The organism is Streptomyces sp. NPDC088732, assembly GCF_044751205.1.
In the GTDB taxonomy this organism is placed as follows: Bacteria; Actinomycetota; Actinomycetes; order Streptomycetales; family Streptomycetaceae; genus Actinacidiphila.
Genome location: NZ_JBIVLI010000001.1, coordinates 119,705 through 142,133, shown reverse-complemented (window position 1 = coordinate 142,133; position 22,429 = coordinate 119,705). Strand labels below are relative to the sequence as shown.

Genomic DNA, 22,429 nt, shown 5'->3' with positions numbered 1-22,429 from the left:
CAGGATGGGCGGCATGGAACATGTACTGGGAATCGGCGGATACTTCCTGCGGGCCGACGACCCGGAGGCACTGAGCGCGTGGTACCGCGACTGCCTGGGTCTGGACACCGACCAGCACGGCCTGTGGCGCCAGGAGGCCGGGGCGACGGTGTTCGCTGCCTTCGAGTCCGGGACCGACTACTTCGGGTCGCGCACGCAGCAGACCATGCTCAACTTCCGGGTCCGCGACCTGGACGCGATGCTCGCGCAGTTGCGCGCCAAGGGGGCCGACGTGGCCCAGGAGACCCAGTCCATGGACGGCATCGGCCGGTTCGGCTGGGTCACCGATCCCGAGGGCACCCGCATCGAGCTGTGGCAGCCGGCCTGAGCCCGCACGGGCCCCTCGGCGCGGCCGCGGGAAATGGATTTGGTCCTGGGGCCGACACCCCGTAGGGTGGTGTTCACCGACGCGGGGTGGAGCAGCTCGGTAGCTCGCTGGGCTCATAACCCAGAGGTCGCAGGTTCAAATCCTGTCCCCGCTACTGAAACGGAAGGCCCGGTGCGCAAGTACCGGGCCTTCCGCGTTTTCGCGCTTCACCACGGGTGCGTGCGGCGTCACCTCCTGCTCACGGGGTGGTACGGCGGTACGTCACGCCCCGGCTGGTAGTGCGGGCCCTGCCGGATGTGGCGGACGACCACCACCAGGTCGGTCGCGGCGGCCAGCGCCAGCACACCGAAGAAGATCGCCCAGCCCATCTGCCCGAGGATCGAGAAGATCACCGTCCCGGCGATCGCCCAGACCAGTCCGAAGACGGCCAGCCCCAGTCTCATCCGCAGCGCGCTGCGGGCTTGCAGGGGCTCGCTTCCGGTACGTCCCAGATGCATGGAAACCACTCCTCACCGGAGACGTACCCGCGTACGCTCGTGTCATGACATGGCGACATTGATCGACAGGGAAGTCCCCGGAGTCCTTCCTCGCGCGCAGGCTGTACGCCTACGCCCTGTTCGAGGACCTCATCCCGCTCTACCCGGTGTACGCGGTGCTCTTCGCCGACTCCGGGCTCTCCGAGGCCGGGATCTCCTCGCTCTTCGCCCTCTGGTCCTTCACGGCGTTCGCGCTGGAAGTGCCGTCCGGGGTGTGGGCGGACCGCTTCTCGCGGCGCACCCTGCTCTTCGTCGCGCCGCTGCTGACCGGAGCCGGCTTCGCCCTGTGGACATTCCTGCCCGGCTACACCTCGTTCGCGGCCGGATTCGTGCTGTGGGGCGCCGGTAGCGCGTTGCGTTCGGGGGCGTTGCAGGCACTGGTCCACGAGGGGCTGAGCGGGGTCGGCGCGGCCGGTGCGTACGCGCGGCTCATCGGCCGCTCACAGGCGATCGGCACCACGGCCGCGCTGGCGGCGACGGCTGCGGCCGGACCGCTGCTGGCGGCGGGCGGGTACCTCGCGGTGGGGGTGGCCAGCATCGCCGTGACGGTGCTCACCGCGCTCGCCGCTCTCCGGCTGCCCGAGCGGCGCCGGGAGGCGTCGCACGACGAGGCGGCCTACGGCGCCCTGCTGCGCGACGCGCTCACCGAGGCTCGGCAGGAGCCCGGGGTCGCACGGATGCTCGCCGTGGTGTCGCTGCTGGCGGGCGCGGCCGCGCTGGACGAGTACGTACCGCTGCTGGCGCGGGCCACCGGCGTGGACGCGCCCCTGGTGCCGCTGCTCGTACTGCTGGTCACCGCGGGGGCCACCGCGGGCGGCTGGCTCGCCGGACGCGGCATGCGCTGGGCCCCGGCGGCCCCGGCGGCGGCCGGGCTGTGCCTGGCCGTGGGCGCGGGGACGTCGGGCGTCCATCCGGTGGGCCTGGTCGCCGTGGCGATGGCGTTCGGGGCCTTCGACTGGGCGGCTGCCGCCGCCGACGCCCGCCTCCAGGAGCTGCTCGGCGACCGCACCCGGGCCACCGTGACCTCCCTGGCCGGACTGGGCTCGGAGGCCGCCGCCCTGCTGCTGTTCGGCCTCTGGGCGCTCGGCTCGCGCTGGGCGGGGCCGGGGCCGCTGTTCGCCGTGGCCGGACTGCCGTTCCTGGCCGGGGCCCTGCTGCTGTGGCGGTGCAACATTTCCAATGGTCCACCGCGTCAGTGAAGTGAAGGCGCGCCGGAAGACGATCACGACCACGGGACGGTACATGCACGACGAACGCACGGAGGACTACCTGGAGTTCGCCGCCACCCGCGCGGCGCACCTCTTCCGTTCGGCCTGCCTGCTCACCGGCGGCGACACGCACCTGGCCGAGGACCTCGTCCAGGAGACCCTCGGCAAGATGTACCTCACCTGGCGGCGCATCGCCCGCATCGGCAATCCCGCCGCCTACGCCCAGACCGTGCTCGTCCGTACGTTCCTCACCCATCAGCGGCGGCGCAGCAACCGCGAGTCGCCCATAGGCGATGTGCCCGACATCCCCGCGGGCACCTCGCCGGACGGCGACACGACGCTGCTGCGGCTGACCCTCCTCGACGCCCTGGCCCGGCTGTCCCCCAAGGACCGCGCGGTGCTGGTGCTGCGCTACTGGGAGGACCGGAGCATCGAGGAGACCGCGGAAGCCCTGCGGCTCACCTCCGGCACCGTGCGCACGCGCTCGTTCCGCGCGCTCGCGCGGTTGCGCGAACTGCTCGGCGACAGTCTCGCGGACCTCGCGTCCGCCCGCTGATCCCCCACCGGTTCACGACTTCCCGCTCTCCCACGGACGGTGACATCCCCATGCCCTTCGAAGACGACCTCGGTGCCGCACTGCGCAGCACCGGCGACAGCTTCAGCACCGACAACCGCTCCCTCGTCGCCGGGGGCCTCGCGCGCGGCCGGACCCTCCGGCGCCGCCGCGCCGCCGTGAGCGGTGCCGTCGTCGCGGTGGCGGCGGTGGGCGTCGCCGTCGCGCTGGTCGTGCCGGGCGGCGACTCCCGGCAGGCCGTCCCGGCGACGCGGACACCGGCGAAGGCATCGGCCACGGCGGAAGTGCCGACGCCGGCGCCGACCGCCAGTCCCCGGGCCCCGGAGGTCTCCGACCAGGAGATGGTGGACCTGCTCAAGGCCCTGCTGCCGCCGGGGAGCGTGACGGGCGAACGGGCAAGGGGCACCCATGCCTTCGAGGGGGGCGATCCCGCCCCGTACGCGGAGGTCGTCTTCGACGACGGCAAGGGCGCCTCCACCGTCTCCGTCGACCTGAGCTGGGTCATGGGCAACCAGCAGCAGGACAACGAGTGCCCGGACACGTCCTTTATGAAGAAGGGCACCAAGTGCACCCGCACCGAACTGGGGGACGGGCTGGTGCTGACGGTCCTGCAGGGCTGGGAGTACCCGGACGAGCGCGAGGGGCCGAAGAACTGGCGTGCCGTCCTGACCACGCCCAGGGGCGGGCAGATCGGGGCGAGCGAATGGAACGCGGCCGCGGAGAAGGGCTCCCCGCAGACCCGGCCCGATCCGCCGCTGACCCCGGCGCAGTTGGGCGCACTCGTGCGCTCGCCCCGTTGGGACAAGGTCTTCGACGCCTTCCCTCCACCGTCCTGAAGGCCGCGCCGGGGCGGTGCGGTCCCAACTGGCTGCCTGTGGTGCCGCGTTGCGGGGGGCCTGCCCACCGCGGCCGCCCACGACGTCGGGCACGGCGCGCACCGCGGGCCCACTTGGGCCTGCCGCCCCCGCGGTGGCCGGACTCTCGGGGCAACCATGTGCAACCCCGAGGTTGCGTATCGGGTCGATGTCGTGCAACCATGGAGTTGCACGTAAGGTTGTCGTCGATGGAGGTACGGCCATGAGCACGCAGACCCAGGACCGGATCGAACGCGAGATCAGCATCGGAGCGCCCGTCGAGCGGGTGTGGGAGGTGCTGACCCGTCCGGAGCACATCGGCCGCTGGTTCGGCCAGGACGCGGGCGGCAGTGGCGAGCCTCGGTCCATGGACCTGCGCCCGGGCGGCATCATGCGCCTGGACCACGGCGGGGACATCTATCCGACGCGGATCGTGAGCGTCGAGCCGCCGCGCTACTTCGCCTACCGCTGGGCCAGCGCCTTCCCGGGCGTGGAGGCGGCGGAGGACAACTCCACGCTCGTCGAGTTCACCCTCACCCCCGAGAGCGAGGGGACGCTGCTGCGGGTGGTCGAGAGCGGCTTCGCGACCCTCGACATCCCCGAGGACCGCGTCGCGCAGGCCGGGTACGAGAGTCACTCGGAGGGGTGGACGCAGGTCCTGGCCGGATTCGCCGCGTACACGGAGAAGCTGCCCGTATGACGGAACGTCAGGCGGGCGGCGAGGAGGACGTCTTCGCCGCGCTGGCCGATCCGATGCGACGGCGCATCCTGGACGCCATTGCCGGGCACGGTGACACGACCGCCACCGTGCTCGCCGCCGAACTCCCCGTCACACGCCAGGCGATCGTTAAGCACCTGGCCGTCCTGGACCAGGCGGGGCTGGTCGCCGGACGCCGCGCGGGGCGCGAAATGCGGTACGCCGTGCGGCCGGAGCGGCTGATCGCGGCGGCGCGGTGGATGGACCGCGTCGCCGCCCAGTGGGACGCGCGGCTCGGCGCCATCAAACGCCTGGCCGAGGAACCCGGCGCCGGACCCCCGGTGTAGCCTGTGCGCCGTGAACGGGGAGAGACCGCCTGACGTGTTCTCCGGCCGCATCGGCGACGGCCGGATCAACTGGCGAGTGGGCTCGCTGCTCGTCGTGGTGAACGTGACGCTGCTCGCGCTGGGCGTGGGCTCCACCTTCTGGTTCTTCGGCCAGGACATCGGCATCGCGGGGCTGTCCGTGGCGCTGCCCGCGATGAGCCTGTGCACCTTCCTGGTGCTGTTCACTGACTCGCGCGATGTCCGCACCGCCGTGATGTCCGCCTTCACCGTGCTCTACTTCGGCTTTGTCGCGGCCTCGTTCAACAGCGAGGTCGCGCGGGCGATGGCGGACAAGACGGGCTTCCTGGACGACGTCTACGACAGCTTCAACACCTTCATGATCGTGATGGTGGGCTTCTACTTCGGCGGCAAGGCCGCGGAGAAGGTCGTGGAGAAGAAGGTCGCCGCCGCCCTCCCGCTGCCCGGACAGCCTCCCGCGCCGGGCAAGGGCGACCCCGGCACCGGCACCGGTACCGTCACCCCGCTCCAGGCGCCCCCGGCGGCGTTGGACGGCACGCGGCTCTGAGCGTCACCCCGGGATGATCAGGTCGATGCCGTAGGCCGCGACTGCCAGGCACGCGGCGAAGCACAGCGCCGCCGCGCCGAGGGCGACCTTGCGGTGGACGTCACGCGTTCCTTCCGGCGGGGGCGTTCCCCCCGATCCGTCGCCGGCGCGGCCCCAGGCGGCGATGCCGAGCGAGAACATCACGACCACCAGGATCGTGATGCCCAGGCCGGCCCCGAACACCGAGGCGAGATTGCCCCACTTGATGTCCACGCGTCGCTCCTCGCCGCTCAGACGGCCGACCGCTGCGCGGCCTCCGGCACCCTCGGGCGCTCCTCGTTCACGTTGTCGGGGGTGACCGGCCGCCGGCGGGACAGGACGTAGAAGCCGGTGGCGGCGGCCAGCGCGGTGCCCGCGACGAGCGCGACCCCCACGTTCCCGTGGCCGGCGACCCAGGCGGCGACACCGCCCACGGCGGCCGCCGCGGGCAGCGTCAGCACCCAGGAGACGGCGATGCGCCCGGCCACGCCCCAGCGCACCTCGGCGAGTCTTCGGCCCAGTCCCGCGCCCAGGATGCTGCCCGTGCAGACCTGGGTGGTCGACAGCGCGAAACCCATGTGCGACGACGCGAGGATGACGGACGTCGCGCTGGTCTCGGCCGCGAAACCCTGCGGGGCCTGGATGTCGGTCAGCCCCTTGCCCATCGTCCTGATGATGCGCCAGCCGCCCACGTACGTCCCCAGCGCGATCGCCAGCCCCGCGCTCAGCACCACCCACCACGGCGGTCCCGCGCCGTGCGCGAGCACCCCGGCGGAGATCAGCGTCAGGGTGATGACGCCCATCGTCTTCTGGGCGTCGTTGGTGCCGTGGGCCAGCGCCACGAGCGAGGCCGAGCCGATCTGGCCCGCGCGGAAGCCGCGGCCGACCTCGCGGTTCGACGTCCGCCGCGTGATCACGTAGGCGAGGTAGGTGGCCAGCAGGGACACCGCGCCGGCCACGACCGGTGAGGCCACGGCCGGGATGACGATCTTCTCCAGGACCTCGCCGACGCGGACGGCGGAGCCCCCGGCGCCGACCCAGACCGCCCCGATCAGCCCGCCGAACAGGGCGTGCGAGGAACTGGACGGCAGCCCCACGAGCCATGTGAGCAGATTCCACAGGATCGCCCCCACGAGCCCCGCGAAGATCATCACCGATGACACCTTGCTGTCGTCGACGATGCCGTTGGAGATGGTCTTCGCGACCTCCGTGGACAGGAAGGCGCCGAGCAGGTTCAGCGCCCCGGCGATGGAGACGGCGACCCGGGGGGTGAGCGCGCCCGTGGCGATCGAGGTCGCCATGGAGTTGGCGGTGTCGTGGAATCCGTTGGTGAAGTCGAATGCGAGAGCCGTGACGATGACCACCACGAGCAGGAACGTGACAGAGCCCACTGGGGACCTCCCGCCCGGCTGCCGCGCGGCGGCCCGGGCCCTTCGTGCAGATGTCGCGTCGGGATTCCACGCTAAGCCGCGGGCCCTCGGGGCGCACCGCCCGCGCGGCCATACGGGGACCGCGCCCACGTCCCGGTGCCCGGGTGCGGGGCCGGGTGGGATGTCAGTGGCTGCTCCTACGCTTCCGGTCATGAGCAGATGGATGGGGAACACCCAGGTCCTGGCAGAACAGGCGGCTCACTTCGAGGTCCTCGCCGGGCGCGGCGATCTGCCGGAGCTGTCGCGCGCCGTCATGCGGGCGGCCTGCAACAACGGCTCCATGACCGGTGTCGGCTCCCGGAACATGGAGCTCCTGCGGGCGCTGGCCGACAGGGACCGGCTGGAACTCGGCGGCATGTGGGCCCGTTGGTACGGCCACGTGGAAGAGGACTGGTCGGCCGAGGAGTTCAGGCGGGATCGGGAGTACCTCCGCGCGGAGCTGCTCACGGTCGCCTCCGGAGTCGTCCGCGACCTCGACGGTGGCCTGCTGGCCGCTGAACGTCAGCGAGAACTCGGCCGGTTGAGGGACCAGTGGCTCGTCTGGTCGGGCCACCGGATCTGGGAACTGGCCGAGGCGGAACTCGCGGCCGGGCGTACTCCCGACACCGCCGTCCTGGCCGCCTTCCGGCGTACCGGCGCGGCGGCGAACGTGCCCGCTCTCCGGCGCGCCGGTGCGGCGGCCAACGGCTCGGAACCCGGACTGCGGAACCTGCTGAACCACTTCCCCGGCCCGGCGCTCAATCCGGGTGAACCGTGGGCCGACGCGGCCCTCAGCGAAGCCGCCGCCGGAGGAGAGCCGTGGCAGCGGCTGCTGGAGCACGCGGCCCCCGCGACGGCGGGCGCGCCGTCGGTGAAGTGGCGGCGGGCCGGATCGGCCCTGCTGGACGCCGTGGGCCCGGAGGAGGCGCGACGGGCGATGCACCGGTGGTTGGAACTGGCTCACCGGGACCGGACCGTCCCGCTGCTCGGCCATCCGCACCTCCCGTTCGACGTGAACACGTCTTTCGACCCCCACAACTCGCACGTGCTGCGTGGACTGGCCTGGATGCTCTCCTTCCTGCCCCCGCGGCCGGACACCGCCCGCGCGCTCGCCGGCCTCGTCGAGACCTCCTTGGACCACCGGTCGGGCAACGCGCCCCGAGCGCTCCACGTGGCCGAGGCGGGCGTCGTGGCGCTGGGCCTGCTCGGGGACAGTGCGGCGCGGCGCGAGTTGGAGACGCTGAGCGAATGGGTCACGCACGAGGGCGCGTCCCGCCGATTGGGCAAGGCGCTCGCGACGTCCAGCGGGTAGGCCACGGCGAGGAGGGCGCGCATCGCCACGACGCGCGGGCCCGGGCGTGCGCCGCGGCGTGACGTCGACCGGCCGGCGTCGATGGCCACGCAGTCGTCCCGGCCGAGCACCAGCGGTGCCGACGCGCCGCCGCGACCGAACGGGTGGCTGCCACCGAGCCTGGGCGGAGCGGCGGTTCCGCGAAAAACCGATGGCGGCCGCCGGAGCCGCGAGGGCACCATGCCCGCATCATGGACACCACCCCGACCACCCCGGCCCCGCACCGCCGGATCAGAGCCGCCCACACCGAGGACACCGTGACGGTGTATCAGGCGTACCGTCCCGAGATCGGCGACTATGCCGCACGGCACGGCCGCTTCCCCGAGAGCTGGAGCCGGTCGCGCATGACGTGGATCAAGCCGTCGTTCCTGTGGATGATGTACCGCAGCGGATGGGGCGGCAAGGACGGCCAGGAACGCGTCCTTGCACTCGACATCAGCCGCGAGGGCTTCGAGTCCGCGCTCCGGGGTGCCTGCCTGTCCCACTACGACCGCAGGGCCTACTCCGACCGCCAGGCCTGGGCCGAGCGGCTGCGCGCCACCTCGGTCCGCGTCCAGTGGGACCCCGAACGCGACCTCGCGCTGCGCCCGCTGCCGTACCGGTCCCTGCAACTCGGCCTCACCGGGCGGGCGACGAGGGACTACGCCGACCACTGGCTCCGCGCGGTCCGGGACGTCACCGGCCTCGCGCACGCTGTCCGCGACCTGGTCCGCTCGGGCGACACGGCGGGCGCGACCGCCCTGCTGCCGGACGAGCCGGCGTACCCGCTCGACGCGGCGACCGCCGCGGTGATCGGCGCGACACCGTAGGTCAGCGCGCGTCCAGCTCCGCGATGAGCCGCTTCGGCGCGATGACGCGGTAGCTCTCCTCCACCCACTCGCAGAGCACGTCCGCTGCGGGTGCGCCCCCGGCGAGCGGGACGGAGACCCAGCCCGCCCTGCCGAGGCCGTAGCCGCTGGGCTCGGCGCCGGGCCCGGACAGCGCGTGCTCGTGGACCTCGGGGTCCTTGAGCTTCACACCGATCCGGGGCGGATGGCTGCCGTCACCGACGCCGAGGAAGACGAAGACCTTCTTGGCGGCCTTCACCACGCTCTCGCCCCAGGGGAACTCCTCCCCGGCCCCCGGCAGGGCGAGGGCGAACGCGCGCACCTCCTCCCGAACGGCGAGCGGATCGCGGGCGGCGGTCACGGGGCCTCCTCCGGGCGGTCGGGCGGCGTCAGCCCGATCGTAGGCCCGGGGGCGCGGTGCCGTTAGGATCACCGGCAATGCCCGGACGTAGCGCAGAGGCAGGCGCACCTTCTCCAAAAAGGAATCACGCCGGTTCGATTCCGGCCGTCCGGGCAGTCCGCGCGGGTCTGTAGCGCAGAGGCAGGCGCACCGCCTTGCTCAGGCGAACACGCCGGTTCGATTCCGGCCGGACCCCCGATAGGATCATCGGCAATGCCCGGACGTAGCGCAGAGGCAGGCGCGCCGCCCTGTCAAGGCGGAGACGCCGGTTCGATTCCGGCCGTCCGGGCAGTCCGCACGGGTCCGTAGCGCAGAGGCAGGCGCACCGCCCCCTCAAGGGCGGAGACGCCGGTTCGAATCCGGCCGGATCCATCTCAGGGAAACACGAACGGGCGGGCGCAGTGGGGGAGACCGGCGGGGACGGGGCCGTCATCGGCGAGGCCGAACTCGCCGCGTTCGACGCGGTGGTGGGCAGACTGCGCGCGCTGCCGGTCGACGACCCGGTACGGCTGCGCGCCGAGCAGGTCGCCGCCTCGTTCACGCGGGACGGGCGGCTGCGCCGCCGCAGGACCCGGCGCGAGGAACGGAGCGCCGCGGACGCCGAGGTCGTCGCGGCCACCGCCACCGGAGCCCTGGCCCGGCGCGAGGACGCGCCCCTGGACACGGACGACGCCGGCCCCGCGGGGGAGTTCACCCGGCCGCGCCGCTGCTACGTGTGCAAGGCGCACTACCGGCAGGCGGACGCCTTCTACCACCTGCTGTGTCCGGACTGCGCCGCCGACAACTCCGCCCACCGCCGGGCGCGCACGGACCTCACCGGGTGCCGGGCGCTGCTCACCGGCGGACGGGTCAAGATCGGCTTCCAGCTGGCCCTGATGATGCTGCGCGACGGTGCCGAACTCCTGGTCACCAGCCGCTTCCCGCAGGACACCGCCCGCCGGTTCGGCGCCGCCCCCGGCAGTGCGGACTGGCTGCACCGCCTGACCGTCGTCGCCGTCGACCTGCGCGACCCGCGCCAGGTCGTCGGCCTGTGCGAACGGCTGCGGGAGACCGGCGAGCCGCTGGACATCCTGGTCAACAACGCGGCGCAGACCGTGCGCAGACCGCCCGCCGCCTACGCCGCCCTCACCGCGGGGGAGTGGCTGCCGCTGCCGGCCGGGCCGCGGCCCCGAGCGGTGCTGACCGCCCCCGGATTCGGCGCGGCCCCCGCCCTGCCCGCCGCGAGCGGCCCGGTGGCCGAACTGGTGCTGGCCGAGACCGACGAGGCCGGTCTGCTGCCCGACACCGCGCCGCGCAACTCCTGGTCGGCCGAGCTCGGCGGGCTCGACCCGGCCGAGCTCCTGGAGACCCAGCTCGTCAACGCCGTCGCCCCCGCGCTGCTGTGCGACCGGCTGCTGCCGCTGCTGCTCGCCTCGCCCCGGCCGCGCCGCTACGTCGTCAACGTCACCGCTGTTGAGGGCCGCTTCGCGGTCCGCAACAAGACGGCCGGCCACCCGCACACCAACATGGCCAAGGCCGCCCTCAACATGCTCACCCGCACCAGCGGTCCGGCCCTGGCCGGGCACGGGGTCCACATGTGCAGCGTCGACACCGGCTGGATCACCGACGAGAATCCGCATCCGAAGAAGCACCGGCTCGCCGGCGCCGGCTTCCGTACCCCGCTGGACATCGTGGACGGCGCGGCACGCGTCTACGACCCGATCGTGCGCGGCGAGGCCGGGCACCCGGTGTCCGGCGTGTTCCTCAAGGACTACCGGGAAGCCGAGTGGTGACATGACGGACGACCAGCAGCCGCACGCGGGCGTCCCTGAGGTCGTGCCGCGTCCGCGCACCGACCTGGAACCCCTGCTGGGCTGGCTGCGCGGCGGCGAAGCCGTGGCGCGGCGAACCGACTTCGAGGCCGGGACCGCCCTGCCCGACGGCCGGCTCGACCTGTGCAAACAGGCACTCGGCGCCGAAGGTGCCGCGGCCGTCGCCGAGGCGCTGCGCCAGGCCCCGGCCACCGGCGCCGTCCGCCACTTGCTGCTCGGCACCGACGGGCTCGGCGACGCGGGCGCCGCCGCCGTCGCCGAACGCACCGCGGGCACCGGCGTGGAGACGCTCTACCTCGGCTGCAACGGGATCACCGCGGGCGGCGCCTGCACCATCGCCGACAGCCTGCGGGCCTCGCCGCAGGCGGTCACCGGGGTGTGGCTCAAGCGCAATCCGCTCGGGCCGGGCGGCGGGCCGGCAGCGGCCGGACTCGTGGAGGCGGCGCGCTCGCTGCGCACCCTGGACCTGGTGCAGACCGGTCTGGACGTCGCGGGGCTGGCGGTCCTGGTGGACGCGTTGCTCGTCGCCGCCGGGGGCGGGCGGGGCATGGAGCGGCTCTTCGTCGGCGGCAACACGCTGGGGCCGGCAGGGGCGGCCGTGCTCGCCGACCTGATCACCCGGGGCGTGATCGGCGAACTGTACGTCTCCGCGGCGCGCCTGGGCGACGAGGGCGGCCTGATCCTCGCCGAGGCGTTGCGCCGGGCACCCCACGGCAGGCTCACCCGGCTGTCCGCGGCGAGCAACGGCATCGGCCCGCGGGGCACCGCGGCGCTGGTCGCCGCCGCGGCCGCCGCCGGCGTCGAACTGCTGGACCTGGGCCGGGTGCGCGCCGCCGCCGTCCTCGGTGCCGCGGACAACCGCGTCGACACCGGGGCCGCCGAGGCCATCGCCGCCGCCCTGGCCGCCGCGCCGCACCGGCTCGGCCACCTCGTCCTGGCCAACACCGGCATGCGCAGCCGCGAGGCGCACCGCCTGCTCGACGCGGCGCCCGGCGCGGCCACTCCCACCCGCTACGTGCTCGGCAAGGGTGTCGCGACCAGCGTCCGGCAGCGTCTCGACGCGCTCAGCGCCCACCTGCCCCACCCCGCCGTTCCCGACGCCGTGGCCGCCGTCCGCAGCGTCCACCGCACGCCCCGCTGAGCCCCGCCTGCCGGCACGTCAGCGGGGTATGCGGGCGAACGTCTCGATCCAGAAGCGCTGCGCGTCCTCCGGGGCACCGACGAGATAGGTCGAGCGCAGCTTCGGCGGCAGCAGGGCCACCAGCCGGGTCACGACCTTGCGGTAGCGCTTGAGCTGCGACAACTCGGCGTTGGCGATGACCTGGTGGACGAGGTCGCTGTCGTTGTTGCCCTCGCCGGACTCCTCGCGGGCACCGCGCAGCCGCGCCTCCCAGCCCTCGACGTCCTCCGCCAGTTCGCGCAGCCCGGTCACCTGACGCCACGCCAGCCGGTCCACCAGCGCGGTGAGCGGCACCGGCGCGTACTCCCCGTCGCCGAGGTAGACCGTCGCCATCTCCAGCGGCAGACCGCGCTGATGGAGCTTGATCAGCCGCTCGATGGTGCGCTTGGTGATCCACGCGCGCCCGTCCTCGTCGATGTCGTGCTTCCACCACTCCAGCACGGTCTCCGCGACCGCGCCGTAGCGGGAGATCAGCCACTCGTTGGCGGGGATGTCGCCCGGCTCGACCGTCAGGGACGCGGTGAACCGGGTGGCCTGGGCGATGTTGTTCCGCGACACGAGCAGCTTGCGGCCCAGGTGGTAGGGCGGGTTCTGCACGGCGATCTGCGCCCGCAGGTTCTGGATCGGGCGACCGGCCAGCGACCACTCCTGCGTGATCTCCATCAGTTTGGCGAAGGCCGCCTTGTCCTTCGGCCGGTTGTACTCGTCCCAGACGACGGCCTTCGGCTCGGCCCCGGTGAAGACCGCCGCCAGCAGGTTCTCCAGCGACCCGTCCCGGCCCGGGATGGGCGCGCACAGGTCCTCGACGTTGGTGACCGGCAGCGAGAAGTAGAGCGGGTCGCGGCCAAGCCCCTCGCGCAGCGTCTCGCGCACCAGCTCGGTCTTGCCGCAGCCGGGCGGCCCCTGGAGCAGCACCGTCCACCGGTTGCGCAGCGCCGCGCGCACCACGGAGCGCACCGGGTCCGGGACCGTCGCCGGGTTGGGGACGCCGAGCGCCTTGGCGATCCGGTTCAGGATCTCGGCCGTCCGGTCGGGTCCGGGAGTGCCGTCGGCCCGCGGCTCGGCCAGCCGCAGCCGCTCCCCGTTGAGCAGCGGCAGCCCCCAGCGCAACGGGAACCCCTCGCGCGCGTTGGCCAGGATGTGGTCGAGGGTGCGCGGGGACAGCAGCTCGCGGACCGCGGGGCCCAGGGACGCCCACACACCGAAGACCCCGGACAGGTCGCGGTCCCGGTACTTCGCGGCCAGCTTCGTCCGCCAGGACGTGTCGTTGGCGGTGACGCGGACGGTGACCATGCGGTCCAGCAGCGCCAGGTCGCCGCGCCGGCTCGCGGTCTCCGCCAGCGACTCGTTGTCGCTGAGGAACACCCCGATGCAGCCGAGCGCCCGCAGGTCGTACTCACCGAGCGTCCAGTTGCAGGCGATCTGCATCAGCTGCGACTGGATCGTCTCGCCCGCCTGCAGCGAGTCGTCGATGAGCAGCACAAACGGCCGCCCCGGCTTCAGCTGGCTCATCACCAGCTGACGCAGCACCAGGTCGCCGGTCTCCTGGTCGCGGACGGGCGCGTTCGCCAGCAGGTCGTCCGGGGTGAGGTTGGCGGCGGGGACGAAGACCAGCTCGGTGTCGGGGTACGCCTCGGCGATGTGGGAGAAGAACGTCGAGGTCTTGCCGATGCCGTGCTCGCCGAAGACCTGACCGGTCTGCCGCATGTCGATCATCGCGTCGATGAAGGACTCCAGCCGCGACCGGCCGGTCCAGCCCTCGGGCGGCCCGGGATACGTGGCATTGGCCCGCCAGGGCCGGGGGCCGGCCGTGGCGGTCGCCGCGGTGGTGGTGGTCATGTCGCTCCTGTCGTGACGCGGTGGCAGGCCATGGGCGGGGTGTGGCCGTCCGGCCAGTCGTCGCCGCCCTGGGTGATCAGCCAGATCCATTTGTCCGGTTCGGCCGGCGTGATGTGCGGGGCGAAGCCGTCGGTCAGCACGATCACGGCGTCCGGACGCTCCTCGAAGCGGCGGCCCCGCACTTCTGTGCGTCCCTCCACGTAGTCGGCGACGGCCTGGAAGCTCGTGCCCCCGCCGCCGTAGACCCGCTCGCCCGGCGCGAAGGGCATCACGACGCCGTCGAAGGACAGCCAGTGCGCCTCCACACCCTCGATGCGGCCCACGAGTTCGGTCAGCCACGCCACGACGGAGGCCGGCATGGACCCCGAGGTGTCGTAGGCCACGACGAGCACCTTGTCGCGCACCGGACCGCGCCGCGACAGCATCGGGTCGTGCCCGAGCGCGGCCAGCAGGGCGCCGCGCTTCTTCGGGTACACCAGCCGCTCGCCCTCGCGCAGCTTCGAGGCGACCACGTCGACCAGCCACCGCTGCCACCAGTCGACCTGCCGCGTCCGCACGGTCTCGCCGCGCAGCGCGCCGGCCCCCAGGTTCCCCCACAGCCGCGAGGTGCGCTCCGAGGCGTCCTGGGTGCGGTCCATGAGGTCGAGCAGTTCGCGCTCCGCGCCGGTGTGGCCGCGGCGTGCCGCCAGCAGGGAGTTGAGCAGGGCCGAGGACACCATCCCGTCGACGGTCTCCTGGTCCGCCGGCACTCCGGGCCCGTCCATGTGCACACACCACGCCGCGACCGCCGGCACCGGCGGGCGGGCCATCCGCTTGAGCTCGGTGTAGACGCTCATGTCGGTCGCGGTGAACTCCTCGTAGGGCAGCGGCGTCAGCCCTTGCTCCCGCAGGTCGCCCTCGTACGCGGCGTGGACGGCGCGGGGGTCGACGCCGGTCGGCTCGCCGTCGAGCAGCGGCAGCGTGTCGCGCTCCAGCCGGACCATCGCGACGTGGTTGATGGACACCTCGGCGGCCAGGGCGAAGACCGGGTCGTCCCGCAGTTCCTGCTCGGTGAACAGATGCCGCTGCACCACGTGCCGCGACTCGTGGAAGAGGACGAACTTCACCCCCTCCAGGCCGAGTCCCACGAAGAAGTCCGGGTTGAACAGCAGCAGGATCGTGCCGTCCCCGGAGGCGACCACGGCCGCCGTGTCCACCGCCGTCGTAGGGATCTGGTGCCGGCACTTGGCGTACAGCCAGGACGCGACCGCGGACTGCGTCAGGCCGAAGTCCAGCAGCGCCGCCTCCTTCAGCCGCCGGGCCTCCGCCACGACCTCCGGATCCGCCGGACGCCAGCGCTCCAGCGCCCGCCGGTCCTCGAGCCCGACGGTGAGCCGTCGCGCGGCTGTGCCTGCCCCGTACGCCATGACCGCCCCCCGTGCACGACCTCGGCACCCCCCCGGATGCCCCTGTGATCAGTGGTACCAGAGCCCACCGACAACGGGCCATCGACTTCTCACGCGGCGTCGCCCGCGATCGCCCGCGCCGTCGTCACCAGCTCCGGCACCGTCCCCGTGAACGTCGGCAGCAACTGTGCGAGCACGGCCCAGGCCTCGGTGTTGCCGCCCAGCTCCGCCCGGACGAGGGGCCGCAGCGCCGCGTGAGCCTCGGCGAGGCGGCCGGGGAACGCCCAGCGGCCCATCGCCAGGACCGACAGGGCCTGCGGCGCCGGCCGCGTCGTCGTCGCGTACGCCGCCGGGCCGTCCACGATGCCCGCGGTCCTGAGCCGATGCGTGAACTTGCGGTGCGTGCCGAACCGCGCGCGCACCTCCGGCGGGCAGTCGGGCCGGACGGACAGCGCCCAGCGGGCGTAGCCGGGCAGCGGCCGGACGGCGTCCGCGGCGGCCACCACCGGCCAGTCCTCGCGCCCCACCATGCGCGCGGCGACGCGCCCCTGCCCCATCGACCCCACCTCGCGCAGTACGGCCGTCAGTTCCTCGGGACCGGACGCCAGGCGAACCTCCGGCGGAGCGAACCGCGACAGGGCCCTGTCGACCTTGACAGGCCGGGTGCGGCCGGGGCCTTGAGGGACGCCGCGGAGGATGTCGTGCCGTACCCGGTCGTCGATCCGGGCATGCTCGTAGACCAGCACATTGACGTCCGGATCGTCCTGCTGGAGCATCCACCACACCACCGAGGAAGGCAGGTCCCGCAGGCCGTACTGCCATCCGTAGCCCTTCGGGGGCCGGCCGCCCGCCGAAGGGTCCTCCTTCGGGAGGCCCGTGCGCAGACGTATCCGCGCCGCCTGCTCCCGGTCCACCAACGCCAGCAGGAAGCCCAGTCCGCCGGTCTGATCCACCTCGATCGCCATGCCGGGATCGTCCCACCGGCCACCGACAGCGGGCGAGTCAAAAACCGCTGCGCAACGCCCCGTCCAGGACCGTCGACCACTGGCGGACGATGCCCGCGCGGCGGGTGCTGTCGTCGCTGAGCAGATGGGCCAGTCCCAGGCCGCGGGCCATGTCCAAAGTGGCCTGGACGGTCTCGCGCACACCCGGCACGGACTCGTCGGCGCCCAGCATCTCCACCGCCAGACGGTGCGCCTCACGGCCGATCCGGGCCTCCAGGGCCCCGACGCGCGGCCGCAGTTGCTCCTCGTTGGCCGCCGCGACCCACAGGTGCAGCGCGGCACGGAAGATCGGGCCGGTGTAGAGGTCGACGACCAGCTCGACCACGGCGCGCGTGCGCGGGACGCCCTGGTCCGGCAGTTCGAGTGCCCGCTCGCGCAGCGCCGTCAGCCACTGCTCGGAGACGAACCCGATCGCCCCGGTGAACAGGTCCTCCCGGGTGGGGAAGTGGTGCTGCGCCGCGCCCCGGGAGACCCCGGCGTGCTCGGCGACGACGGCGACCGTGCTGCCCGCCCAGCCGCGATCGGCCAGGCAGGCGACGGCCGCCTCCAGCAGCCGCTGCCGGGTGGCGCGGCTGCGGTCCTGCTTGGGCACCCGGGCGCTCACAACGCCCACGGCGCCGCCCGCCGTTCGAGAAGGGCCCGCATCCCTTCGGCGGCCTCGGGGGAGCCGAACAGCCGTGCCGAGCGCTCTGCCAGTGCGTCCGCGTCCCGGTCGAAGGCCCGCAGCACCTCCGCCGAGGTCAGCGCCTTGGACTCCGCCAGCCCTTGGGGCGAGCCGGCGCGCAGGCCCGCGAGGATGCCGTCCAGCGCCTCCTCGGGCGCCGTGACCAGGCCGATGCGTACGGCCTCCGCCGCGTCGAAGACCTCTCCGGTGAGGTAGTAGCGGGCCGCGGCCCTCGCGTCGAGGCGCGGCAGCACCGTCAGCGAGATCACGGCGGGCGCGAGGCCGAGCCGCGCCTCTGTGAAGGCGAAACCGGCCCCCGGGCCCGCCACCGACAGGTCGCACGCCGCGAGCAGCCCGAGGCCGCCCGCGCGCACATGCCCGGTCACCTTGGCCACGACCGGCTTGGGCAGCTCCACGACCGACCGCAGCAGTGCGACCATCCGGCGCGGGCCCTCCGGGGACGTCGCCTCCTTGAGATCGGCCCCGGCGCAGAAGGTGCCACCGGTGTGCGTCAGCAGCACCGCGCGGGTCGCCGGGTCCTTGCCGGCCCGCGCGAGCGCGTCGGACAGTTCGTCCACCATGCGCGCGGAGAGCGCGTTGCGGTTGGCGGGGGAGTCCAGGGTGAGCGTGGTGATCCCCCGCTCGTACGCGGCGCGCACCACGGGTGCCGTTTCGCCGGCCATCAACTGCCGCCCCTTTCGCGGGCGCGGAGCTCGCGCCGCAGGATCTTTCCGCTCGCGGCACGCGGTATCGCGTCGGTGAACTCCACCCGCCGCACCTTCTTGTACGGGGCGACCTGTGCCGCCACGTGCGCCATCACGTCGTCCTCGGTGAGGGGGCCGCCCTGCTGCGGGACGACGTACGCCTTGGGGATCTCGTTGCCGTCCTCGTCCAGGACGCCGATGACGGCCGCGTCGGCGACCCGGGGATCGGTGAGCAGCACCGCCTCCAGCTCGGCCGGCGGCACCTGGTAGCCCTTGTACTTGATCAGTTCCTTGACCCGGTCGACCACATGGAGCCAGCCGCCCTCGTCGACCCGTCCGACGTCGCCGGTGTGCAGCCAGCCGTCCTCGTCGACGATCGCGGCCGTCTCGTCGGGCCGCCCCAGGTAGCCCTTCATCACCTGGGGGCCGCGGATGTGGATCTCCCCGGTGCCGTCCGCCCCGGTGCCCGCCTCGCCGTCCAGCGGGACGATGCGCATCTCGGTGCTGGGGACGAGCCTGCCGACCGTCCCCGCGGGCGCGTCCCGCACGTCCAGCGGCACCACATGGGTGCCCGGCGACAGCTCCGTCATCCCGTACGCCTGGAGGAGGGGCGGCAGCCCGAGCCGCTCCGAGCAGGCCCGCGCCAGATCGGCGTCCAGGGGCGCGGCCGAGCACAGCACGTACTCCAGGGAGCTCAGATCGTGCCCCGCCACCGCCGGGTGCTTGGCGAGCGCCAGCACAATGGGCGGGGCCACGTACAGGCCCTGCACCTGGTGCGTCTCGATGGCGGTGAGGAACTGCTCCAGGTCGAAGCGCGGCAGCACGACGACGGTCGAGCCCTTGCGCAGGGGGACGTTCATCAGCGCGGTCAGGCCGTAGATGTGGAAGAACGGCAGCACCGCGAGGATGCGGTGGCCGGGCTCGGAGGCCAGCATCGGGTCGAGCTGGGCCAGGTTCGTCGCGATGTTGCGGTGGGTCAGCATCACGCCCTTGGGGACGCCGGTCGTGCCCGAGGAGTACGGGAGCGCCGCCAGGTCCTCGGCCGGGTCGAAGGAGACCTGGGGCTCGGGCGCGGTGGAGGCGAGGAACTCCAGCACCGAGCGGTGCCCTTCGGCGGTGTCGCAGACGAAGATCTCCCGGACGCCGCCCGCCTGTTCCGCCGCCTTGCGGGCGGTCTCCAGCAGCGGCGAGACGGTCACGATCCACGCGGCGCCGCTGTCGCGCAGCTGCCGCGCGAACTCCTCGGCAGTGGCGAGCGGATGCACCGTGGTGACGGCCGCCCCGGCGCGCGTGGCCCCGTAGAAGACCGGCGGATAGGCGACGGTGTTGGGGCTGTGCAGCGCCAGGACGTCACCTTTGCGCAGCCCGGCCTCCGCCAGGGCGGCGGCGATGCGCCGTGTGAAGGCGTCGAGCTGCGCATAGGTGAGGGTCGTGCCGTCCACGCCGTCGATCAGCGCGGGCCGTTCGCCGAACTCGGCGGCCCGGCCGAGCACGGCCTCGTGGATCGGCAGGTCGACGGCGGGAACCGCGGGGTACTCGCTGTGGAACACGGCCGGCTGTGCCATGACCGCTCCCCCTCCTCGGTAGGACGTGCTCAGTAGGACTTGGGCAGGCCCAGCGTGTGGTGCGAGACGTAGTTGAGGATCATCTCCCGGCTGACGGGCGCGATGCGGCCCACACGCGACGCCGTGAGCATCGACGCCAGACCGTACTCGGTGGTGAGGCCGTTGCCCCCCAGCGTGTGCACGGCCTGGTCCACCGCCCTCGCGCCCGCCTCTGCGGCGGCGTACTTCGCCATGTTGGCGGCCTCGCCCGCGGCCGCGTCGTCCCCGGCGTCGTAGAGGAAGGCGGCCTTCTGCATCATCAGGCGGGCCAGTTCGAGTTCGATGTGCGCCTGCGCCAGAGGGTGGGCGATCGCCTGATGCGCTCCGATGGGCGCCTGCCACACCTGCCGTGTGCGGGCGTAGTCGACGGCCTTCTCCAGCGCGTGCCGGCCCATGCCGATCGAGAAGGCGGCGGTCATCACGCGTTCGGGGTTGAGCCCCGCGAAGAGCTGGAGCAGGCCCGCGTCCTCGTCGCCCACCAGGGACTCGGCCGGCAGCCGCACATCGTCCAGGAAGAGCTGGAACTGCTTCTCCGGGGCCGTCAGTTCCATCTCGATCTGCCGGAACTCGAAGCCCGGGGTATCGCGCGGGACGACGAACAGGCAGGGCTTCAGCCGGCCCGTGCGGGCGTCCTCGGTGCGGCCCACGACGAGCGTGGCGTCCGCGATGTCGACGCCGGACACGAAGACCTTGCGCCCGGTGAGCAGCCAGTCCGAGCCGTCGCGGCGCGCGGTGGTGGTCAGCCGGTGCGAGTTGGAGCCCGCGTCGGGCTCGGTGATGCCGAAGGCCATGCGGACGGACCCGTCGGCCAGCCCCGGCAGCCACTGCCGCTTCTGCTCCTCGGTGCCGAAGCGCGCGATCACCGTGCCGCAGATCGCGGGGGAGACGATGAGCAGCAGCAGCGGGCAGCCCGCAGCGCCCAGCTCCTCCAGGACGATGGCCAGTTCGGCCAGCCCGCCGCCCCCGCCGCCGTACTCCTCCGGCAGGTTGACGCCGAGGTAGCCGAGGGCGGCCGCCTCCTGCCACAGCTCGTCGGTGTGCTTGCCCTCGCGGGCGGCGGCGGCGAAGTAGCCGCGCCCATAGCGGCGCCCGAGATCGGAGACCGCCTTGCGCAGGGCGCGCCGTTCCTCGCTCTCCACCAGGGCGTTGTCAAAGGTGCCTGCCGGTCCGCTCGCAGCGGTGATCCCGCTCATGCCGAGCCCTCCTCCTGAACGACGGCGAGTACGGTCCCGACGTCGACCTGGCGGCCGACCTCGGCGTGCAGTGCGGTGAGCACGCCGTCCGCCGGGGCGGCGACGCGGTGCTCCATCTTCATGGCCTCCAGCCACAGCAGCTGCTGACCGGCCGCCACCTTGTCGCCGACCGCCACCTCGGCGATCCGGACGACCGTGCCCGGCATCGGCGCCAGCAGTGAGCCCGGCGCGATCCTGTCCACGGGATCGGGGAAGCGCGGCAGCGCGGTCAAGCGGTGCCCTCCCGTGGGACTGTCGACGTGCACCTCGGCCCCGTACGCGGTGACCTCGAAGGCCCGGCGGATGCCGGAGACCTCCAGGACGACCTCGTGCGCGGCCGCGGACAGCAGCCGCACGTCCGGGTGGCCCTCGGCGGTCAGGCCGCCGCGTCCGAGGCGGTAGCGGACCTCGTGCTCCGTCCCGTCGGGCTCGGCGCGGTACGTCTTGCGCTGCGGTGCCGACGGCACATTGCGCCAGCCGCCCAAGGCGTGCCGTCCGGACGCGTCGGCCAGCGCGGCGGCCAGCGCGGCAAGACGCACCGTGCCGGGGTCGGCGGGGGCGGCCGGGCCGAGCCGTCCGAGGAACGCCGTGGACAGCCGCCCGGCCGCGAAGTCCGGGTCGCGCAGCACCCGCACGAGCAGGTCGCGGTTGGTGACCAGGCCGTGCACGCGGGCCCGTTCCAGGGCGCCGGCGAGCTGCCGCAGGGCCCGTTCGCGGGTGGGGGCGTGGACGATCACCTTGGCGAGCATCGCGTCGTAGTGCACGCCGACGCGGTCCCCGTCCGTGAAGCCGGCGTCCACGCGCAGCCCGGGCATCGCGGGCAGCGCGAACCGGTGCAGGACGCCGGTCTGCGGCTGCCAGTCGCGCGCCGGGTCCTCCGCGTACAGGCGGGCCTCCACGGCGTGCCCCGTAGGGCGCGGGGGAGTGGCCGGCAACCGGCCGCCCTCGGCGATGTCCAGTTGCAGGGCGACGAGGTCGACCCCGAAGACGCACTCGGTCACGGGGTGCTCCACCTGGAGGCGGGTGTTCATCTCCAGGAAGTACGGGCGGCCGTCCGCGGAGACCAGGAACTCCACCGTCCCCGCGCCGGTGTAGTCGATGGCCCGCGTCGCCGCCTCGGCGGCCTCGTGCAGGGTGCGGCGCAGCCCGTCGCCGATGCCGGGGGCCGGGGTCTCCTCGACCACCTTCTGGTGGCGGCGCTGCACCGAGCAGTCGCGCTCGCCCAGCGTCCACACGGTGCCGTGCGCGTCCGCCAGCACCTGGACCTCGATGTGGCGGCCGTCCTCGACGTACGGCTCCAGGAAGACCTCGTCGTCGCCGAACGCGGACAGCGCCTCGGCGCGGGCGGCGGCCATCTCCGCTTCTAGGGCGGCGGCTTCGCGTACGACGCGCATGCCGCGTCCGCCGCCGCCGGCGGCCGCCTTGACCAGGAGCGGCAGGTCGTCGGGACCGGCCTCCAGCACCGGGACACCGGCGGCGGCCATCAGGCGCTTGGCGCGGGTCTTCGAGCCCATCGCCTCGATGGCCTCCGGGGCCGGGCCGATCCAGGTGAGGCCCGCGGCGATCACGGCCCGGGCGAACTCGGCGTTCTCCGACAGGAATCCGTAACCAGGGTGCACGGCGTCGGCACCGGCCGCCAGGGCGGCCTTCACGATCAGGTCGCCGCGCAGATAGGTGTCGGCCGGGGCATCGCCCGGCAGGCGCACGGCGGCGTCGGCCTCCCGTACGTGCGCCGCCCCCGCGTCCGCGTCCGAGTGCACGGCGACCGTGGCGATGCCCAGGTCGCGGCAGGTGCGGAAGACGCGGCGGGCGATCTCGCCGCGATTGGCCACCAGCACTGATGCGATCACGGT

General features: G+C 73.5%; 23 protein-coding genes and 5 tRNA genes. 16 read left to right on the top strand and 12 right to left on the bottom strand.

Features of this window, described 5'->3' with window-relative positions; translation table 11 throughout:
- The first annotated feature begins 13 nt into the window (after positions 1 to 13).
- Both ACIP9H_RS00640 and ACIP9H_RS00635 read left to right on the top strand, forming a co-directional pair.
- Positions 14 to 367, top strand: coding sequence for a VOC family protein (locus tag ACIP9H_RS00640; RefSeq protein ID WP_401956536.1), 354 nt, complete (start codon positions 14 to 16; stop codon positions 365 to 367).
- A gap of 80 nt (positions 368 to 447) precedes the next feature.
- Positions 448 to 521, top strand: a tRNA-Met gene (locus ACIP9H_RS00635).
- 73 nt (positions 522 to 594) lie between these two features.
- Here ACIP9H_RS00635 and ACIP9H_RS00630 read toward each other — a convergent pair.
- Positions 595 to 864: a DUF6343 family protein gene (locus ACIP9H_RS00630; RefSeq protein ID WP_401585273.1), complete on the bottom strand. Its 270-nt coding sequence runs from the start codon at positions 862 to 864 to the stop codon at positions 595 to 597.
- Positions 865 to 1,010: 146 nt separating this feature from the next.
- On the opposite strand from ACIP9H_RS00630, the gene ACIP9H_RS00625 reads away from it, so the two are divergent.
- The 6 genes from ACIP9H_RS00625 (at position 1,011) to ACIP9H_RS00600 (ending at position 5,148) form a co-directional block, all read left to right on the top strand.
- Positions 1,011 to 2,102 (top strand): MFS transporter, encoded by a 1,092-nt coding sequence (locus tag ACIP9H_RS00625; RefSeq protein WP_401956533.1) that lies wholly within the window; start codon positions 1,011 to 1,013, stop codon positions 2,100 to 2,102.
- Between the two features lie 43 nt (positions 2,103 to 2,145).
- Complete coding sequence (locus tag ACIP9H_RS00620; RefSeq protein ID WP_401585279.1) at positions 2,146 to 2,667, top strand: SigE family RNA polymerase sigma factor; 522 nt, start codon at positions 2,146 to 2,148, stop codon at positions 2,665 to 2,667.
- A gap of 50 nt (positions 2,668 to 2,717) precedes the next feature.
- Complete coding sequence (locus ACIP9H_RS00615) at positions 2,718 to 3,521, top strand: hypothetical protein (RefSeq protein ID WP_401585282.1); 804 nt, start codon at positions 2,718 to 2,720, stop codon at positions 3,519 to 3,521.
- A 241-nt stretch (positions 3,522 to 3,762) separates the two neighbouring features.
- Positions 3,763 to 4,239, top strand: a complete 477-nt coding sequence (locus ACIP9H_RS00610) for an SRPBCC family protein (protein ID WP_401585284.1) — start codon at positions 3,763 to 3,765, stop codon at positions 4,237 to 4,239.
- On the top strand, positions 4,236 to 4,583 hold the full coding sequence (locus tag ACIP9H_RS00605) for an ArsR/SmtB family transcription factor (RefSeq protein ID WP_401585287.1): 348 nt from the start codon (positions 4,236 to 4,238) through the stop codon (positions 4,581 to 4,583). The genes ACIP9H_RS00610 and ACIP9H_RS00605 overlap by 4 nt, the downstream gene beginning before the upstream one ends.
- Before the next feature lie 10 nt (positions 4,584 to 4,593).
- A complete protein-coding gene (locus ACIP9H_RS00600) occupies positions 4,594 to 5,148 on the top strand; it encodes a hypothetical protein (protein ID WP_401585290.1) in 555 nt (184 codons plus the stop codon).
- A 3-nt stretch (positions 5,149 to 5,151) separates the two neighbouring features.
- Here the strand turns inward: ACIP9H_RS00600 and ACIP9H_RS00595 are convergent, their stop codons facing one another.
- The gene (locus ACIP9H_RS00595; RefSeq protein WP_401585293.1) at positions 5,152 to 5,400 is read right to left on the bottom strand and encodes a hypothetical protein; all 249 of its coding nucleotides are present in this window, start codon (positions 5,398 to 5,400) and stop codon (positions 5,152 to 5,154) included.
- A 17-nt stretch (positions 5,401 to 5,417) separates the two neighbouring features.
- Positions 5,418 to 6,557, bottom strand: a complete 1,140-nt coding sequence (locus tag ACIP9H_RS00590; protein WP_401585295.1) for an anion permease — start codon at positions 6,555 to 6,557, stop codon at positions 5,418 to 5,420.
- A gap of 190 nt (positions 6,558 to 6,747) precedes the next feature.
- Here ACIP9H_RS00590 and ACIP9H_RS00585 point away from each other — a divergent pair, with 190 nt between their 5' ends.
- Positions 6,748 to 7,887 carry a hypothetical protein gene (locus ACIP9H_RS00585; protein ID WP_401585298.1) on the top strand — a complete coding sequence of 380 codons (1,140 nt, stop codon included), beginning with the start codon at positions 6,748 to 6,750 and terminating at the stop codon, positions 7,885 to 7,887.
- 230 nt (positions 7,888 to 8,117) lie between these two features.
- The gene (locus ACIP9H_RS00580; protein WP_401585301.1) at positions 8,118 to 8,735 is read left to right on the top strand and encodes a DUF4291 domain-containing protein; all 618 of its coding nucleotides are present in this window, start codon (positions 8,118 to 8,120) and stop codon (positions 8,733 to 8,735) included.
- 1 nt (position 8,736) lies between these two features.
- On the opposite strand, the gene ACIP9H_RS00575 is transcribed toward ACIP9H_RS00580, so the two are convergent.
- A complete protein-coding gene (locus tag ACIP9H_RS00575) occupies positions 8,737 to 9,114 on the bottom strand; it encodes an MmcQ/YjbR family DNA-binding protein (protein ID WP_401956527.1) in 378 nt (125 codons plus the stop codon).
- A gap of 81 nt (positions 9,115 to 9,195) precedes the next feature.
- Here ACIP9H_RS00575 and ACIP9H_RS00570 point away from each other — a divergent pair.
- From ACIP9H_RS00570 to ACIP9H_RS00545, 6 genes are all read left to right on the top strand, one after another.
- Positions 9,196 to 9,267: transfer RNA gene (locus ACIP9H_RS00570), tRNA-Trp, on the top strand.
- A 10-nt stretch (positions 9,268 to 9,277) separates the two neighbouring features.
- Positions 9,278 to 9,349: transfer RNA gene (locus tag ACIP9H_RS00565), tRNA-Ser, on the top strand.
- A gap of 21 nt (positions 9,350 to 9,370) precedes the next feature.
- Positions 9,371 to 9,442, top strand: a tRNA-Asp gene (locus ACIP9H_RS00560).
- A 10-nt stretch (positions 9,443 to 9,452) separates the two neighbouring features.
- A tRNA-Glu gene (locus tag ACIP9H_RS00555) sits at positions 9,453 to 9,525 on the top strand.
- Positions 9,526 to 9,554: 29 nt separating this feature from the next.
- Positions 9,555 to 10,925, top strand: a complete 1,371-nt coding sequence (locus ACIP9H_RS00550) for an SDR family NAD(P)-dependent oxidoreductase (protein ID WP_401585306.1) — start codon at positions 9,555 to 9,557, stop codon at positions 10,923 to 10,925.
- 1 nt (position 10,926) lies between these two features.
- On the top strand, positions 10,927 to 12,105 hold the full coding sequence (locus ACIP9H_RS00545; RefSeq protein ID WP_401585308.1) for a ribonuclease inhibitor: 1,179 nt from the start codon (positions 10,927 to 10,929) through the stop codon (positions 12,103 to 12,105).
- 18 nt (positions 12,106 to 12,123) lie between these two features.
- On the opposite strand, the gene ACIP9H_RS00540 is transcribed toward ACIP9H_RS00545, so the two are convergent.
- The 8 genes from ACIP9H_RS00540 to ACIP9H_RS00505 form a co-directional block, all read right to left on the bottom strand.
- The gene (locus ACIP9H_RS00540) at positions 12,124 to 13,983 is read right to left on the bottom strand and encodes an AAA family ATPase (protein WP_401585311.1); all 1,860 of its coding nucleotides are present in this window, start codon (positions 13,981 to 13,983) and stop codon (positions 12,124 to 12,126) included.
- Complete coding sequence (locus tag ACIP9H_RS00535) at positions 13,980 to 15,389, bottom strand: hypothetical protein (protein ID WP_401956523.1); 1,410 nt, start codon at positions 15,387 to 15,389, stop codon at positions 13,980 to 13,982. Before ACIP9H_RS00535 ends, ACIP9H_RS00540 begins: the two co-directional genes overlap by 4 nt.
- Before the next feature lie 89 nt (positions 15,390 to 15,478).
- A complete protein-coding gene (locus ACIP9H_RS00530; protein ID WP_401956520.1) occupies positions 15,479 to 16,333 on the bottom strand; it encodes a hypothetical protein in 855 nt (284 codons plus the stop codon).
- Positions 16,334 to 16,370: 37 nt separating this feature from the next.
- The gene (locus ACIP9H_RS00525) at positions 16,371 to 16,964 is read right to left on the bottom strand and encodes a TetR/AcrR family transcriptional regulator (RefSeq protein ID WP_401956517.1); all 594 of its coding nucleotides are present in this window, start codon (positions 16,962 to 16,964) and stop codon (positions 16,371 to 16,373) included.
- Between the two features lie 8 nt (positions 16,965 to 16,972).
- Positions 16,973 to 17,719: an enoyl-CoA hydratase family protein gene (locus ACIP9H_RS00520; RefSeq protein WP_401956514.1), complete on the bottom strand. Its 747-nt coding sequence runs from the start codon at positions 17,717 to 17,719 to the stop codon at positions 16,973 to 16,975.
- A complete protein-coding gene (locus ACIP9H_RS00515; protein ID WP_401956512.1) occupies positions 17,719 to 19,305 on the bottom strand; it encodes a 4-coumarate--CoA ligase family protein in 1,587 nt (528 codons plus the stop codon). Before ACIP9H_RS00515 ends, ACIP9H_RS00520 begins: the two co-directional genes overlap by 1 nt.
- A gap of 29 nt (positions 19,306 to 19,334) precedes the next feature.
- Positions 19,335 to 20,537, bottom strand: coding sequence for an acyl-CoA dehydrogenase family protein (locus ACIP9H_RS00510; protein WP_401585327.1), 1,203 nt, complete (start codon positions 20,535 to 20,537; stop codon positions 19,335 to 19,337).
- Positions 20,534 to 22,426: a biotin carboxylase N-terminal domain-containing protein gene (locus tag ACIP9H_RS00505; protein WP_401585330.1), complete on the bottom strand. Its 1,893-nt coding sequence runs from the start codon at positions 22,424 to 22,426 to the stop codon at positions 20,534 to 20,536. The genes ACIP9H_RS00510 and ACIP9H_RS00505 overlap by 4 nt, the downstream gene beginning before the upstream one ends.
- Between the last annotated feature and the right edge of the window lie 3 nt (positions 22,427 to 22,429).

Bases quoted from the DNA above. Each gene is read 5' to 3' on its own strand.
- ACIP9H_RS00610 (WP_401585284.1), top strand. From the start codon at position 3,763: ATGAGCACGCAGACCCAGGACCGGATCGAACGCGAGATCAGCATCGGA.
- ACIP9H_RS00530 (WP_401956520.1), bottom strand. From the start codon at position 16,333: ATGGCGATCGAGGTGGATCAGACCGGCGGACTGGGCTTCCTGCTGGCG.
- ACIP9H_RS00620 (WP_401585279.1), top strand. From the start codon at position 2,146: ATGCACGACGAACGCACGGAGGACTACCTGGAGTTCGCCGCCACCCGC.
- ACIP9H_RS00585 (WP_401585298.1), top strand. From the start codon at position 6,748: ATGAGCAGATGGATGGGGAACACCCAGGTCCTGGCAGAACAGGCGGCT.
- ACIP9H_RS00630 (WP_401585273.1), bottom strand. From the start codon at position 864: ATGCATCTGGGACGTACCGGAAGCGAGCCCCTGCAAGCCCGCAGCGCG.
- ACIP9H_RS00640 (WP_401956536.1), top strand. From the start codon at position 14: ATGGAACATGTACTGGGAATCGGCGGATACTTCCTGCGGGCCGACGAC.
- ACIP9H_RS00615 (WP_401585282.1), top strand. From the start codon at position 2,718: ATGCCCTTCGAAGACGACCTCGGTGCCGCACTGCGCAGCACCGGCGAC.
- ACIP9H_RS00515 (WP_401956512.1), bottom strand. From the start codon at position 19,305: ATGGCACAGCCGGCCGTGTTCCACAGCGAGTACCCCGCGGTTCCCGCC.
- ACIP9H_RS00580 (WP_401585301.1), top strand. From the start codon at position 8,118: ATGGACACCACCCCGACCACCCCGGCCCCGCACCGCCGGATCAGAGCC.
- ACIP9H_RS00540 (WP_401585311.1), bottom strand. From the start codon at position 13,983: ATGACCACCACCACCGCGGCGACCGCCACGGCCGGCCCCCGGCCCTGG.
- ACIP9H_RS00510 (WP_401585327.1), bottom strand. From the start codon at position 20,537: ATGAGCGGGATCACCGCTGCGAGCGGACCGGCAGGCACCTTTGACAAC.
- ACIP9H_RS00605 (WP_401585287.1), top strand. From the start codon at position 4,236: ATGACGGAACGTCAGGCGGGCGGCGAGGAGGACGTCTTCGCCGCGCTG.
- ACIP9H_RS00520 (WP_401956514.1), bottom strand. From the start codon at position 17,719: ATGGCCGGCGAAACGGCACCCGTGGTGCGCGCCGCGTACGAGCGGGGG.
- ACIP9H_RS00545 (WP_401585308.1), top strand. From the start codon at position 10,927: ATGACGGACGACCAGCAGCCGCACGCGGGCGTCCCTGAGGTCGTGCCG.
- ACIP9H_RS00535 (WP_401956523.1), bottom strand. From the start codon at position 15,389: ATGGCGTACGGGGCAGGCACAGCCGCGCGACGGCTCACCGTCGGGCTC.